This window comes from Sphingomonas sp., from assembly GCF_042091075.1.
Classification (GTDB): Bacteria; Pseudomonadota; Alphaproteobacteria; order Sphingomonadales; family Sphingomonadaceae; genus Sphingomonas.
Map to the genome: position 1 here is coordinate 1 of NZ_JBELIE010000075.1, position 15,131 is coordinate 15,131.

Here is a 15,131-nt window from a genome sequence, read left to right on the forward strand (position 1 = left end):
CGAGCGCCAGGCTGGCGGTCGAATCGAACATCGCGTTCGCCCAATCCCGATGCTTGGTATCGCGAGCGTCCCGCGCCGTCACACCCAATGCCCAGATCGTGCGGCCGTTCGAATCTTCCGATCCGACATCTTCACACCAAGTCCGGTCGAAATTCATGAAGTTGCGGAAACGTCGCTGCTCCGGATTCCAGGCATATTGAATGAACGAGGCATAGACGGTCAGCCATTTGTCACGCGTCGCCGGATCGATATCGTCGACCGCGCTCATCAGCATCAGCGCGCGCGCATTGTCATCGATGCAATAGCCGTGACGGCGGTCGGGCACCGAAAAGATCGAATGCTGCAGCATGCCGGTCATGTCGCTCATCCGCTCGACGGCGGAGATGTCAGGAGGCAACACCTTTGTTTGCGCGGAGCCGCCATTGCCCAGCCGGGTCGGCTGCGTCACGATCGCCGTGGTGATCTCATCCATCGCTTTCTCCACCACGCGCGGCCAGATCATCGTACGGCCACGTGCATAGGCACGCTCCGACAGACGCTGGCTGTTGCGGGTACTGCCGAGCAAATCCCCGATCTCTCGTGCAAACGCCGCCGCATCGCGGAAATCGACCAGCACACCGTGACCATCGGCCAGGATCTCGGTCGCGTGAACATAAGGGGTGGATACCACCGCCTTGCCGACACCGACCGCGTAGCTGAGCGTGCCGCTCGTGATCTGCGCCGGGTTCAGATACGGCGTCGCATAGATATCCGCCGCCTGGAGATAGTCGATCAGATCGTCATGATCGACGAACGCATCGATGAATTCGACGTTGCCGCCGACGCCCAGCGCAGCCGCCTGCGCCTTCAGCGAATCACGATAACGCTCCCCTTCGTGGGCGACGAGATTGGGGTGCGTCGCGCCCAACACGACATAGGTCGCGTCCGGATGCCGCTCCACCACCGCGGGCATCGCCTCGATGATCGTCTCGATGCCCTTGCCGGGCGCGAGCAGACCGAAGGTCAGGATGACGCGCTTGCCGGCCCAGCCGAACCGATCCTTGAAGGCATCGGGTGCGGCAAACGGACGATCGGGCACACCATGCGGGATCACCGCGATCATCTTCGGGCTGACGCCGAATACCCGTTCGAGGATATCACGACCGCGATCCGCCATCACGATAATCTTCGACGCGCGCCGCAGCAGCCCTTCGAGCACCTGCCGCTCGGCGGTGCTCGGCTTTTCCAGCACGGTATGCAACGTCACCACCAGCGGGATCGTCACGCGATCGAGCAGCGCCAGGATGTGCGCACCCGCATCACCACCGAAGATGCCATATTCATGCTGCAACCACAGCGCCTGCGCGCCGCTCGCCTGGATATCGCGCGCCGTCGCCAGATAGGCGACGCGATCGTCCTGCGGGATCGTTCCCGTCACCGCCTCGGGATAATCGTAGCGGCCGGGGTGGTCGTCCATCGCATAGACATCGACGCGGCAATCGGGGAACCGGGCGCGCAGCGCGGCATATGTGTCGGTCGTGAAGGTCGCGATACCGCACTTTCGCGGCAGGAAATTACCGATCAGCGCGATGTGCCTGGCGCTTTGCAGAACGGCCGACTGCTTCATCCTATTGCCTTCGCTAGTGCAGCACGTATCCCGATACAGGACGCGCATCCGTTACTGAACCCTCGATGCAGCGGTTGGTTGCAGTGATGTTGCAGTGCGGCGCCGACGAACCGCCTGATCGAGATCAAGCCGGCGTGGCGCACGAATCGGTCTCGCCCGGTCATGCCCCGGCGCACGCGAGCGCTTACTGGCCGGCCAGCGCCCTGTTGAGCGTATGGGCGGGCGCGCTCAGCACGCCATAGAGGGTACTCGCACCGAGAAAGGCGACCGCCACCACCGCCAGCGCGATGATCACGAACTGGAAGATCGAGGCGAAGGCGCGCGACCGCTCAAGCCGGCGCGCCATCTGCGCTTCGTGGACGAGGCGCACGTCGGCACGTCGTTCGGCGACCTGCCGATCGCTATCCTGCTTGGGGCGCTGCGCGAGCCGCGGTTCGCTGACCAACGTCGACACGGTCAGCCGGTCCTGCGTGCGGACACCGAAGAAACGCCCCTTGCTCCACATCACGCGGCCGACGATCACGATCGTCCCGCGCCGGACCTCGATATAATTGCCCGGCACGGGCGGCGAATCGCACCCGGCCATCAACCCGCGCGACGACACATTGTGGATGATCACGTCCATCCACGCCGCCCCCACGCGCATGCGCGAGGGGATCAGCACGGTGATCCGTTCCTCCCGGGGCTTGAACCCCATCGGCATCTTCGCAAGCACGACCGTCCAGCACCTCTCCGTAATCACCCGATTTGGACGAGCGTTCACGAAGATGCGGTTAAGAAACGGAAATTTCGTCGCACGAGCGGATTTTTTGTGGCCGTCGGTCGTCGATCGACGGCGCACACGGGATCAGATCATGCCCAGCGCCTGCATATATACCTCGAGGATCGACTGCTCCTCCTGATATTCCTCGCGCTTCTTCTTGCGGATCTGGAGGATCTTGCGGATCGCCTTCGCGTCATAGCCGCGGCTTTTCGCCTCGGCCATCACGTCCTTGATATCGTCCGCGATCCCCTTCTTCTCTTCCTCGAGGCGCTCGGCCCGCTCGATCAGCAGCCGCAGTTCATCCGCCGCGACCGATCCGCCGCCCATGCCTTCGCCACGTTCTTCCGCCATGATATTTTCCCCAGAATGGACGACGTCACCCGCCGCCGGAGCGTATCGGCCCCGGCGGCGGGTGACGTCATGAAAGCTCGACAATGATGTCCGGCGGCGCGTCTATCCCCCGACGCCGCCGCGCTCAAGCCTCACGCGGCGGGCTGTTTCGCCACCACTCCCTTGTGCATCACGAAATCGACTCGCTCCAGGCGGCGCACATCCTCCAGCGGTGAGCCCGTGACCGCGATGATGTCGGCGCGTTTGCCGGGAACCAGCGCGCCGATATCGTCGCGTCCCAACAGGTCCGCGGCATCGACCGTGGCACTGCGGATCGCCTGCATCGGCGTCATCCCCAGATCGAGCAGATAGGGGAATTCGGTGGCGTTATCGCCATGCTTCGACACCCCGGTGTCGGTGCCGAAAGCGAACTTCACCCCCGCCGCCCAGGCCTTTTTGTGATTGGCGTGCATCGCCGCCGCAGCGGCCTCCGCCTTCGGAATCGTCGCTGGCGGCAGCGCGCCCGATCGCGCCTGCGCCAGCGCCGCCACCGGGGCGATCTCGGTCGGCACCAGATACGCGCCCTTGGCCTTGAACAGCCGGATCGTCTCGTCGTCCAGATAGCTGGCATGTTCGATCGAGTCGCACCCCGCCTCCAGCGCCGCCTTGGTGCCCTCCGCCGCATGGCTGTGCGCGGTCGCCTTCCGCCCCAGCGCGTGCGCGGTTTCCACGATCGCGCGCATCTCCTCCGGGGTCATCGCACGACCAAGCCCGCCGCTGACGTTCGACAACACGCCGCCGGTGGCCGCGAACTTGATCACCTGCGCGCCCAGCGCCACCTGCTGGCGCACCGCGCGACGGCAATCGTCGGGGCCGTCGCAGACGTTGACCTGATGCGCATGCGCCGCCTCCGCCCATTCCTCGGCCAGCCCGTTGGTCGAATCACCGTGCCCGCCGGTGACCGAGATCATGCTGCCCGCGTTGACGATGCTCGGCCCGTCGACGTCGCCGCGCTCGATCGCGTCGCGCAGGGCGCGGATCCCGCGCGGGTTGCCTCCCAGATCGCGCACCGTGGTGAAGCCCGCCGCCAGCGTTTTCCGCGCATTGGCGACGCTCGTCATCATATCGTCAGCCTCGTCGGTGTTGAGCCGGGTCAGCCGCTCCCGCAGCGGGTCGCCGCCGATTCCCCACAGATGCACGTGCATGTCGATCATCCCCGGCATGACGAAGCGACGGCTCAGATCGATCAGCGTCGCCCCCGCCGGCGGCGCGACGAACCCGTCGCGCACCTCCGCCACCGTGCCGTCACGCACCACGATCGTGCTGTTGCCGCGCGCCGGCTGACCGGGCCGGTCAAGCAATGCGCCGGCATGGATATAGGTGATGGCGGGCGCGGCGGCGGGTGCGGCGGCCGGCGCCGCCTGTTGCGCTGCCAGCGGCGCCGCCAGTCCGAGCGCCATGATGGCGGTGAGCGTTTTCAACATCTTCCCCTGTTCTCCCTGTCGAGTTCCGCGACCGCATTTTTGTCGGTTCGCATTCCCCATGTCCGCGATGTGACGCCGCTTGCCTAGCGCTTTCGTCGCGACCGCGCGCAGCGGACGGACGACACGGGCCCGCGCGTCAGGCGTTGCGCTTGACGCTCTCCGCCATGCGCGCGAGCTGCTCGGGGCTGGCCTCCTGCTGATGGCGATCCTTCCACGCCTCATAGGGCATGCCATAAATCGCCTCGCGCGCGGCGGGCTTGTCCAGCCCCGCCGCCTCCCCGATCCAGTCCGACAGGCAGTTCCGACAGAAGCCAGCAAGTCCCATTAAATCAACGTTCTGCGCGTCGGTGCGGTGGCGCAGATGACGCACCAGGCGCCGGAAGGCAGCGGCAGCCGCGGCATCGTCAACCCGATCGAGGGGGTCCATCACACGTCTCCTAAAGGTTGATCCTTGGGCGTTAACCGCTAAGGCCGGCGCGGCAAAGCAGGAAGCCGCATGACCAGCTCGCTCACCCATCCGACGATCGTCGCCGACACCGTCCTCCCCCGCTCGCGCAAGGTGCGCGTGCTTGCCACGCTGGGTCCGGCCAGCAGCACCCCGGAGATGATCGCCACGCTGTTCCAGGCCGGCGCGGACGCGTTCCGCATCAACATGAGCCATGGCGATCAGGCGTCGAAAGTCGCCGTCATCAAGGCGATCCGCGGTCTGGAGACACGCTTCAACCGCCCGACCACGATCCTTGCCGATCTGCAGGGGCCGAAGCTGCGCGTCGGGAAGTTCGCGGGCGGCCGGGTGATGCTGGAAACCGGCAGCACCTTCACGCTCGACCATGATGAGGCGCCCGGCGACGCGACGCGCGTGCGGCTGCCGCATCGCGAGATCTTCGCCGCGATCGAACCGGGTGCCCGCTTGCTGCTGGACGATGGCAAGCTGGTGCTGCGCGTCACCGATCATGGCAGCGACCGGATCGTCACCACCGTTGAGGTCGGCGGCGCGTTGAGCGACAACAAGGGGCTGAACGTCCCCGACGTGGTCGTCCCGATGGCGGCGCTGACCGACAAGGACCGCTCCGACCTGGCCTTCGCGATCGAACAGGGCGTCGACTGGATCGCGCTGTCGTTCGTTCAGCGTCCGGAGGATCTGGCCGAAGCGCGCCGCCTGATTCAGGGCGAAGCGGCGCTGCTCGCCAAGATTGAAAAGCCCGCCGCGATCGAGCGGCTGGAGGAAATCGTCGAGCTGTGCGACGGCGTGATGGTAGCACGCGGCGATCTGGGCGTCGAACTGCCGCCGCAATCGGTGCCGCCGTTGCAGAAGCGGATCGTCGAAACCGCGCGCAAGATGGGGCGCCCGGTGGTCGTCGCGACGCAGATGCTCGAATCGATGATCAAGTCCCCCTCGCCGACACGCGCCGAAGTGTCCGACGTCGCGACCGCCATCTATGACGGGGCGGACGCGATCATGCTGTCGGCGGAAAGCGCCGCTGGTGACTGGCCGGTCGAGTCGGTCGCGATGATGAACGCGATCGGCGACGCAGTGGAACGTGACCCGATGCACGGCGATCGCATCCATTTCACCGTCACGCGCCCCGATCCGACCACCGCCGACGCGCTGGCCGAAGCGGCCAAGAACATCGCCGACACCGTCTCCGCTTCGGCGATCATCTGCTTCACCTCGTCGGGATCGACCGCCCGGCGGGTCGCGCGTGAGCGGCCGTCCGTGCCGATCCTCGTCCTCACCCCGAATCGCGACACCGCGCGTCGCCTGGGGCTGCTGTGGGGCACGCACAACGTCACCACGCGCGATGTGGAATCGTTCGAGGAGATGGTCGCCAAGGCGAAGCGGATCGCCTTGCGGCAGGGCATCGCCAAGGCGGGTGATAGCGTGGTGGTGATGGCCGGTGTGCCGTTCCGCACGCCGGGCTCCACCAACGTGCTGCATGTCGTGCGCATCATCGGCGACGAGCTGAAGGTGTACAAGGGGCCGGGAAGCTAGACGCCGCCCGGATCCCGGGCGCGGCGGGTGGCCAGGCTGCGGGTGATTACCGGCCGTCCGCCCCGCCGCCCGGCTCGGCTTCGCGGCCCGACGCCGGCGCCGGTGGCCGCGCCAGCCGCCACGCGAGGAACAGCATCATTCCCGCCAGCGTGAACCACGTCAGCGCATAGGTGAGATGTGCGTTGCGGAAGCGCACCACCGTCAGGCCACCGCGTGGCCAGTCGGGCGAGGAGGCGGCGTCCGCGTCGATAAAATAAGGGGCGACGCGCCCCAGCCCGCGTGCCCGCGCGATCGCGGCCGTGTCGCGTGAGTACCAGCGATCCTCCGCCGGCCGATTGCTGCGCAGAAAACCACCCTCCGGCTCGCTGATCCGCAGCAGGCCGGTCACGGTCGCGGCGCCGGCGGGCACGGGCAGCGTGCCACGCCGCGACTGGGGCACGAAACCGCGATTGATGAGAATGACCCCCTGCGCGGTGCGCAGCGGACTGAGCACCCACCAGCCCGGCCCCAGATCGGTGACGGCCTGCGTATAGGCCGGCGCAACCGGCAACCATGTTCCACTCGCCCGCAGCCGGCGATAGGCATCGTCCGGGCCGATCGCCCGCCAGCGCACGGGCGGGGGTGGCGCCTGCGGGGCCGCGGCCAGCCGCGCGTCGACCCGCGCGATCAACGCGACCTTCCATGCGCGCCGCTCGACCTGCCACACCCCCAACCCCGCGAGCAACGCCGCCGCCAGCAGCGCGAGCGCGACGGGCCAATGGCGGTACGGCCGGCGGGCGGCGGTCACGTCACATGCCGCCGCCGCTCATTTCCATCGCCATGTTCGGCATCATGTTGGCGTTCATATTGTACATGACCCACAGCGAACCCGAAATCGCGATCACCACGATGATGACGGTGAAGATCAGCGCCATCAGCGTCCAGCCGCTTTCCGACTTGCTGTTCATATGGAGAAAATAGACCATGTGGACGACGATCTGCACCGCGGCCAGCGCGGTGACGACCAGCGCGGTGATCCGGGTGTCGCCGATCGCGCCGGTCATCACCAACGCGAAGGCGGGCGCGGTGAGCAGCACCGACAGGATGAATCCGGTCCAATAGCCCTTGCGGGAGCCATGCGCCGCACCACCATGATCGTCGTGCCCGTCCGCATGACCGTGCCCGTCGCCATGGCCGTGCACGGCCCGATCCTGCATATCCTGATGCGCGCTCACCGCAGCACTCCCAGCAGATAGACGAAGGTGAAGACGCCGATCCACACGACGTCGAGGAAGTGCCAGAACATCGACAGGCATTGCAGCCGGCGCACATTGTCGGAGATCAGCCCGCGCCGCTTCACCTGGACGACCAGAACCGCCAGCCAGATCAAGCCGAAGGTGACGTGCAGCCCGTGCGTGCCCACCAGCGTGAAGAAGGCGGAGAGGAACGCGGACCGTTGCGGCCCCGCGCCCTCGTGGATCAGATTGCTGAATTCGTACAGCTCGATCGACAGGAACGCGAGACCGAACAGCGCGGTCACCCCCAGCCAGCCGAGCACCGCCGACTGCCGCTTCTCGTCGGTCGCGATCATCGCGAAGCCATAGGTGATCGATGACAGCAGCAGCATCGTCGTGTTTACCGCCACCAGCGGCAGCTCGAACAGCTCGCGCGGCCCCGGCCCGCCCGCGAAACTGCCGCCATAGACGCCATAAGCGGCGAACAGCATCGCGAAGATCAGGCAGTCGCTCATCAGATAGAGCCAGAAGCCCAGCATCGTGCTGCCGCCCGGCGGATGCGGATGTTCGTCGAGGTCGTAATAAACCGGAGCCTCGGCACCGGACGGGGTGTGCGTCATGCTTGCCATCTCGTCTTACACCCCGGCCGTCTGTAGCGCGCGCGTGCGGGCATCCTCGGACGCGATCACGTCCTCGACCGGGATGTGGAAGTCGCGGTCGTAGTTGAACGTGTGGATGATCGCGGTCGCCAGCAGCGCGAGGAACGACAGCGCCGCCAGCCACCAGATGTACCAGATCATCGCCAGTCCGCAGACCATCGACAACCCCGCCAGAACGACTCCCGCCCAGGTATTCTTGGGCATGTGGATCGCACGGAAGCCATCGGTGGGGCGGGCCACCTTGTGCGACTTCATGTCATACCAGGCGTCGAGGTCGTGAATGACCGGCGTGAAGGCGAAATTATAGGCCGGCGGCGGCGACGAGGTCGCCCATTCCAGCGTGCGTCCGTTCCAGGGGTCGCCGGTGATGTCGCGCAGCTTCTCGCGATCGCGAATGCTGACGTAGAATTGCATCAGCATCGCGCCGATCCCGGCGGCGATGATCGCCGCACCGATCCCGGCAATCACGAACCAGATGCGCAGCGACGGATCCTCGAACACCCGCATGCGCCGTGTCACGCCCATGAAGCCGAGCACGTAGAGCGGCGTGAACGCGACCCAGAAGCCGACCACCCAGCACCAGAAGCTGACGACGCCCCACTTCCTGTCGAGCTTGAACCCGAATGCCTTCGGCCACCAGTAATTGACGCCCGCGAACATCCCGAACAGCACGCCGCCGATGATGACGTTATGAAAATGCGCGACCAGGAACAGGGAGTTGTGGAACTGGAAGTCCGCCGGCGGCACCGCCAGCATCACCCCGGTCATGCCCCCGATCACGAACGTCAGCATGAACGCGACCGACCACATCATCGGCAATTCATAGCGGATCCGGCCGCGATACATCGTGAACAGCCAGTTGAAGATCTTCGCGCCTGTCGGGATCGAGATGATCATCGTCGTGATGCCGAAGAAGCTGTTGACGCTGGCACCTGATCCCATCGTGAAGAAATGGTGCAGCCACACCAGATAGGACAGAATGCAGATAACGATCAGCGCGTAGACCATAGAGGTATAGCCGAACAGCCGCTTACCCGAGAAGGTCGAGACGACTTCGGAAAACACACCGAACGCCGGCAGGATCAGGATGTACACTTCCGGGTGGCCCCAGATCCAGATCATGTTCACGTACATCATCGGGTTTCCCCCGCCGGTGTTCGTGAAGAAATTGGTGCCGACGTAGCGATCGAGGCTGAGCATCGCCAATACCGCGGTCAGCACCGGGAAGGCGGCGACGATCAGCACGTTGGTAACCAACGCCGACCAGGTGAAGATCGGCAGCTTCATCAACGACATGCCAGGTGCGCGCATCTTCACGATCGTCGCGATCAGGTTGACGCCGGATAACAGGGTGCCGACGCCCGCGATCTGCAAGGCCCAGATATAATAATCGACACCGACGTCGGGGGAGTAATCCAGTCCGGACAGCGGCGCCATCGCCAGCCAGCCGGTGCGCGCGAACTCGCCGACGAACAGACTCGCCATCACCGTCAGCGCGCCGGCGACCGTCATCCAGAAGCTGAAATTGTTAAGGAATGGAAAGCTGACGTCACGCGCACCGATCTGCAGCGGCACGACATAGTTCATCAACCCGGTGACGAACGGCATCGCGACGAAGAAGATCATGATGACCCCGTGCGCCGTGAACACCTGATCATAATGGTGCGCGTTGAGGTAACCCTCGCTGCCGTTGAACGCCAGCGCCTGTTGCAGGCGCATCATGATCGCATCGGCGAAGCCGCGCAGCAGCATGACCAGCGCCAGCACGATATACATGATGCCGATCTTCTTGTGATCGACACTGGTGAACCACTCTTTCCAGAGATAGCCCCACAGCTTGAAATAGGTCAGCGCGCCCAACAGCGTCAGTCCGCCCAGCGCGACCACCGCGAAGGTGCCGACCAGGATCGGCTCGTGGATGGGGAAACTGTCGAGCGTCAGCCGCCCGAAGATCGTCTTGATGAGGTCGTTCGACATCATGCCCTCAGGCCCGCTTGCGGGCGTCGGCGCCAAGTGGCGCGGGAAGAACGTTCATGGTCATGTTGCGGTTGGTGCCGTCGCCGGGGTCCCCCTGCCCCTGTGCGGCGCCGTGCGGCGCGCTGAGATGCGGGCTCTCGCCCTTTTCGGAGGGGTCGCGCGTCAACGCCCCCTCCGCCTCGCCCGCGCGCGGGGCGCGGTCGTTCACCGCCGGTCCGCCGTGCGACATGCCCTGCATGCATGACGTGCCCGGCTTGACGCACATCGCCACGATCCGCTGGAACAACGCCGGATCGACACTGCCGAAGCCGATCGGCCGCACCTTCTCGCTGGGCTGCTCAAGCCGGCGATAGAGCGCGGCGTCCAGCCGGCGCGGCTGTCGCTTCACCCCCGCCACCCACTGATCGAAACGCGCCGGGGTCACCGAATACGTCCAGAACGACATGTTCGAGAAGCCAGCGCCGCTGTAATTGGCCGAGCGCCCCTCGAACCGTCCGACCTTGTTGAGGACGCCGTGCAGCGTCGTTTCCATGCCCGGCATGGTGTAGATCATGCCCGCCATCGCCGGCACCCACAGCGTGTTCATCACGCTGGACGACGTCATGCGGAAGCGCACCGGGCGATCGACCGGAACGACCAGCTCGTTAACCGTGGCAACGCCCTGCTCGGGATAGATGAACAGCCATTTCCAGTCGAGCGACACCACCTCGACATCGAGCGGACGGACGTTCGCGGTGACCGGCTTGCCCGGCGCGACGCGACTGAGCGGACGATAGGGATCGAGCAGATGGGTGCCGACCCAGGTGAGCGCCCCCAGCGCGATGATGATCAGCAGCGGCGCCGCCCAGATCACCAGTTCCAGCTGGGTCGAGTGATCCCAGTCGGGCGCATAATCCGCCTCTTCATTGCCCGCGCGATACCGCCAGGCGAACAGCACCGTCAGCGCCATCACCGGCACGATGATGAGCAGCATCAGCACCGTCGACCACAGGATCAGGTCCGCTTGCTGGACGGCGACATCGCCCGCCGGATTCATCACCACGGTTTGGCACCCGCCCAGCGCCAGCAGCCCGGCGAGCGGCGCGATGGCCGACAGGCGCGATCGGACTCGCGCGATGCGGAGGAAGGTTCGGCGGATCATGGGCGGGCAGCTAGTGCTTGTTGCAGTGCAGCGGAATAGGACATTTTGTCCCATCCCATCGCATCGTGCGTTAGGGTAGGACCCGCCCGAATGACGTCCGATCGGAACCCAGTGATGACCACCGCCACGTCCTCCCAGCTTGAGCAGGATGCCCGCGCCCTGCATTCGCATCCCGAGCATCAGGTCCGGCCCAGCGAGATCGCGATCGGCGTCATCATCGGGCGGACGTCGGAATTCTTCGACTTCTTCGTTTACGCGATCGCGTCGGTGCTCGTGTTTCCGACGCTCATATTTCCGTACCTGGACCGTATCACTGCAACCCTGTGGTCCTTCGCCCTGTTCCCGCTCGCGTTCATCGCGCGGCCGATCGGCACACAAATTTTCATGGCGCTCGATCGTCGTTACGGGCGCGGCACGAAACTGACGCTGGCGTTGTTCCTGCTGGGCACATCGACGGTGCTGGTATCGTTCCTGCCCGGCTATGCGACGATTGGCGGCACCTCGGCGATCCTGCTGGCGTTGTTCCGCATCGGGCAGGGCATCGCATTGGGCGGCGCGTGGGACGGCCTCCCCTCGCTGCTGGCGCTGAACGCGCCCGAAAAGCATCGCGGCTGGTGGGCGATGGTGCCGCAGCTTGGCGCACCGATGGGATTGATCGTGGCGAGCGGGCTGTTCGCCTTCTTCGTATCGGTGCTGCCACCGGAGGATTTCCTGTCGTGGGGCTGGCGCTATCCGTTCTTCGTCGCCTTCGCGTTGAATGTGGTCGCGCTGTTCGCGCGGCTGCGCATCGTCGTCACCCCGGAATATACCGAATTATTCAAGTCGCGTGAACTGACCGCGTCGCGAGTCACCGTCACGGTGAAGGCGCAATGGCGCAACATCGTGATCGGCGCCTTCGCACCACTCGCCAGCTTCGCGCTGTTCCACATGGTGACGGTGTTCCCGCTGTCATGGGTGGCACTCTATACGCGGGAAAGCATCGCGCGCTTCCTCGCGATCGAAATGCTGGGCGGCATGGTGGGCGTCGGCGCGATCGTGCTGTCGGGCGTGCTGGCGGATCGAATCGGCCGCCGCAGCGTGCTGGGCTATACCGCCGCCGGAATCGCGGCTTTCAGCGGCTTCGCACCGCAGCTGCTCGGCGCAGGTAGCGCCGGTGAAGTGCTGTTCATGGTGATGGGGTTCATCCTGCTCGGCCTGTCGTTCGGCCAGTCGTCGGGCGCGGTGACCAACAATTTCCCGAAACGCGCCCGCTATACCGGCGCCGCCCTCACCTCGGATCTCGCGTGGCTGTTCGGGGCCGGCTTTGCCCCGCTCGCGGCGCTGGCGCTCACCCAGACCTTCGGCCTGGTCGCGGCGGGCGGCTACCTGCTGTCGGGGGCGCTCGGCACGCTCGTGGCGCTGGGGCTCAACGTCGAACTGGCGCGCAGGCTGGACTGACCGAATCGATCATCGTCGTCTGCCGGCGGCGATGTTCGCGCGATTCGATTGATGTCAGCGGGGATGGCGCACGGCCATCTCCGCCCGCACCGTTCACATCCGGCGATGCTTCCCGCCGTAATGCTTGCCGATATATTCGCCGATCTTCGCCATCTCGCCCGCCGCGGCGGCCGCCGCCGTGCTGCAACACGGGATCGGATCCCGCTCGGCCTGGGCTGCTCGCATCGCAACCCGGTCGCACAATTCCTCTATGTCGGCGCGCGACAGCAGGTTCTTTTCCCGCATCATGCAAAGCAATGACTGCAGGATCACCAGTGCCTCGTCGCCGTTGCGCTCTTGTGGCATCATCGGCTCTCTCCTCATCTTATCGACGGAAGAGTACGCCTTTCGATCCCTATCGCAAGGCTCAATTCATTCCTGCGCCAAGCCCCCGCCCAGCGAGCGGTACAGCTCTACCAGATTGGTCGCGCGGGTGAGGCGTGTCGTGACGAGCTGCTGCCGTGCCGAATAAGCGGTACGTTGCGCATCGAGCGACACCAGGAACGAGTCCACGCCGGCGCGATAGCGCGCGTCCGACAGCCGCGCCGCGACCTGCGCCGCATTCGCGCGGGCGTCCTGCGCCGCGACCTGCTCCGCGATCGTGCCGCGCTGCGCAAGCGCATCCGCCACTTCGCGGAATGCGGTCTGGATCGTCTTTTCGTAGGTCGACACCGCCACTTGCTGCGACGCGCGCGCATATTGCAGATTGCCCGCGCGCTGCCCGCCGTCGAATAGCGGCAGGCTGACCGACGGGCTGCCGGTGTAGGTAAAGCTACCGCCCCCGAACAGCCCGCTGAGCGCGGTCGAGATCGTCCCCACCGTACCGGTCAACGAAATGGTGGGGAAGAATGCGGCGCGCGCGGCGCCGATATTGGCATTCTGGGCGATCAGCTGATGCTCGGCCTGCAGAACATCGGGACGCCGCAACAACACCGCCGAGGAAAGGTCCCCCGGCAAGGCATCGCGCGTGACCGCGCCGCTGCCCAGCGCCGTCGGCAATTGATTGGCGGGCACCGTCGTGCCGACCAGCAGGTTGAGCGCGTTCTGATCGCGCGCCACCTGCGTGGTCAGCGTGGCGATATCGTTGCGCGCCGACTGATAATTGGTTTCCGCTTGCCGCGCCTCCAGCTCCGACGCGACGCCGATGCGGAATTGCGCCTGCGTCAGCCGCAGCGTTTCCGCGAACGTGTCGAGCGTGTCGCGCGCCAGCTGCAACTGTTCCTGATCCGACGCCAGCGTCAGCCAGGCCGTCGCGGTCTCGGCGATCAGGCTGATCCGCGCGGATCGTTGCGCCTCCTCGGATGCGAAATAGCTTTCCAGCGCTGCGCGCGACAGATTGCGCACACGGCCGAACAGATCCAGCTCGAACGCCGAGAAACCGGCGTTGACCGAGTAGATTTCGACGTTTGACGAACTACTGCTGCCGACTCCGGCGCCAGTGCCCGTCGTGCCGCCGGCGGCGGTGCCGCCACCAGCCGCCGCGCCGCTGGCGCCGCTCGCGCCAAGCAGATTGTTGGTGTAGGTGCCGGAGCCCGACACCGTCGTCGTCGGCACCAGTTGCGACCGCTGCACGCGATACTGCGCCCGCGCCTGCAACACATTGCCCGCCGCGATCCGCAGATCACGGTTATTGACCAGCGCCGTTTCGATCACCTCTCGCAGGCGCGGGTCGGTGAAGAAGTCACGCCATCCGATCTGCGTGACGTCCGCCGCATCGGTGGCGGCGCGCGGATAAGCGCCGCCCTGCGGCAGCGCAGCGGGCACCGCGCCGTCGGGGCGCTGGTATTTCGGGGCGAGATTGCAGCCGGCGAGCGCGGTCGACAGCGCCAGCAGCGTCAGGAGCGAACTACGGGTGGTCACGTCAGGCACCTTCATGAGCCGGTTGTCCATCACGATCCGGATTGCGCCGGTCGTCGTGCGGCCGATCGTCGTCACCGCTTTCCACATGGCCGTGCGATCCCGCCTTGCCGCCCTGGCCGAACAGCCGCAGCACCACGACGAAGAACATTGGCACCAGGAAGATCGCGAGGATGGTCGCCGACAGCATGCCGCCGACGACGGCACGCCCGATCGCATTTTGCCCGCCTGCGCCTGCACCGGTCGATATCGCCAGCGGCAGCACGCCGAACACGAAGGCGAGCGAGGTCATCAGGATCGGTCGAAGCCGAAGTCGCGCCGCCTCCACCGCGGCATCGAACGCGCTTTTCCCTTCCGCGATACGTTCCTCGGCGAATTCGACGATCAGGATCGCGTTCTTCGCGGACACGCCGATCGTCGTGATCAGGCCGACCTGCAGATAGATATCGTTGTTGAGCCCGGTCAGCCATGCTGCCAGCAGCGCGCCGAGCACGCCCAGCGGCACCACCAGGATCACCGAGATCGGCACCGACCAGCTTTCGTACAGCGCGGCAAGGCAGAGGAAGACGATCAGCAGCGACAGCGCGTACAGCGCGGGCGCCTGCCCCCCGGACAATTGCTCTTCATACGA

The 15,131-nt window shown here is 65.7% G+C and carries 15 protein-coding genes; 2 read left to right on the forward strand and 13 right to left on the reverse strand.

Annotated features, from left to right (window positions below):
- The 5 genes from ACFDSW_RS09235 to ACFDSW_RS09255 form a co-directional block, all read right to left on the reverse strand.
- The coding region (locus ACFDSW_RS09235) for a glycosyltransferase family 4 protein (protein WP_375249998.1) at positions 1–1,606 on the reverse strand (1,606 nt) is incomplete at its 3' end.
- Between the two features lie 184 nt (positions 1,607–1,790).
- Positions 1,791–2,303, reverse strand: coding sequence for a PilZ domain-containing protein (locus tag ACFDSW_RS09240; protein WP_375249999.1), 513 nt, complete (start codon positions 2,301–2,303; stop codon positions 1,791–1,793).
- 150 nt (positions 2,304–2,453) lie between these two features.
- On the reverse strand, positions 2,454–2,720 hold the full coding sequence (locus tag ACFDSW_RS09245) for a DUF2312 domain-containing protein (protein WP_184036625.1): 267 nt from the start codon (positions 2,718–2,720) through the stop codon (positions 2,454–2,456).
- A 131-nt stretch (positions 2,721–2,851) separates the two neighbouring features.
- Complete coding sequence (locus tag ACFDSW_RS09250; RefSeq protein WP_375250000.1) at positions 2,852–4,183, reverse strand: amidohydrolase family protein; 1,332 nt, start codon at positions 4,181–4,183, stop codon at positions 2,852–2,854.
- 136 nt (positions 4,184–4,319) lie between these two features.
- Complete coding sequence (locus ACFDSW_RS09255; protein ID WP_375250001.1) at positions 4,320–4,610, reverse strand: DUF1244 domain-containing protein; 291 nt, start codon at positions 4,608–4,610, stop codon at positions 4,320–4,322.
- 69 nt (positions 4,611–4,679) lie between these two features.
- Between ACFDSW_RS09255 and pyk the strand changes: the two genes are divergently transcribed.
- Entirely contained in the window at positions 4,680–6,176 is a 1,497-nt protein-coding gene (pyk, locus tag ACFDSW_RS09260) for a pyruvate kinase (protein WP_375250002.1), read from the forward strand.
- 46 nt (positions 6,177–6,222) lie between these two features.
- On the opposite strand, the gene ACFDSW_RS09265 is transcribed toward pyk, so the two are convergent.
- Genes ACFDSW_RS09265 through cyoA form a run of 5 tightly spaced genes read right to left on the reverse strand, consistent with a single transcriptional unit; the run spans position 6,223 to position 11,167 of the window.
- On the reverse strand, positions 6,223–6,963 hold the full coding sequence (locus ACFDSW_RS09265; protein ID WP_375250003.1) for an SURF1 family protein: 741 nt from the start codon (positions 6,961–6,963) through the stop codon (positions 6,223–6,225).
- Position 6,964: 1 nt separating this feature from the next.
- Complete coding sequence (gene cyoD, locus ACFDSW_RS09270) at positions 6,965–7,372, reverse strand: cytochrome o ubiquinol oxidase subunit IV (protein WP_375250010.1); 408 nt, start codon at positions 7,370–7,372, stop codon at positions 6,965–6,967.
- A gap of 14 nt (positions 7,373–7,386) precedes the next feature.
- Positions 7,387–8,019, reverse strand: coding sequence for a cytochrome o ubiquinol oxidase subunit III (gene cyoC / locus ACFDSW_RS09275; protein ID WP_375250004.1), 633 nt, complete (start codon positions 8,017–8,019; stop codon positions 7,387–7,389).
- A gap of 6 nt (positions 8,020–8,025) precedes the next feature.
- Complete coding sequence (cyoB, locus tag ACFDSW_RS09280; protein WP_375250005.1) at positions 8,026–10,029, reverse strand: cytochrome o ubiquinol oxidase subunit I; 2,004 nt, start codon at positions 10,027–10,029, stop codon at positions 8,026–8,028.
- Positions 10,030–10,033: 4 nt separating this feature from the next.
- Complete coding sequence (cyoA, locus tag ACFDSW_RS09285; RefSeq protein WP_375250006.1) at positions 10,034–11,167, reverse strand: ubiquinol oxidase subunit II; 1,134 nt, start codon at positions 11,165–11,167, stop codon at positions 10,034–10,036.
- Positions 11,168–11,281: 114 nt separating this feature from the next.
- Here cyoA and ACFDSW_RS09290 point away from each other — a divergent pair, with 114 nt between their 5' ends.
- Positions 11,282–12,604, forward strand: coding sequence for an MFS transporter (locus ACFDSW_RS09290; RefSeq protein ID WP_375250007.1), 1,323 nt, complete (start codon positions 11,282–11,284; stop codon positions 12,602–12,604).
- A gap of 93 nt (positions 12,605–12,697) precedes the next feature.
- Here ACFDSW_RS09290 and ACFDSW_RS09295 read toward each other — a convergent pair whose 3' ends face one another.
- From ACFDSW_RS09295 to ACFDSW_RS09305, 3 genes are all read right to left on the reverse strand, one after another.
- The gene (locus tag ACFDSW_RS09295) at positions 12,698–12,952 is read right to left on the reverse strand and encodes a hypothetical protein (RefSeq protein WP_375250008.1); all 255 of its coding nucleotides are present in this window, start codon (positions 12,950–12,952) and stop codon (positions 12,698–12,700) included.
- A 63-nt stretch (positions 12,953–13,015) separates the two neighbouring features.
- Positions 13,016–14,518: an efflux transporter outer membrane subunit gene (locus tag ACFDSW_RS09300; protein WP_375250011.1), complete on the reverse strand. Its 1,503-nt coding sequence runs from the start codon at positions 14,516–14,518 to the stop codon at positions 13,016–13,018.
- The coding region (locus ACFDSW_RS09305; protein WP_375250009.1) for an efflux RND transporter permease subunit at positions 14,505–15,131 on the reverse strand (627 nt) is incomplete at its 5' end. The genes ACFDSW_RS09305 and ACFDSW_RS09300, both read right to left, overlap by 14 nt.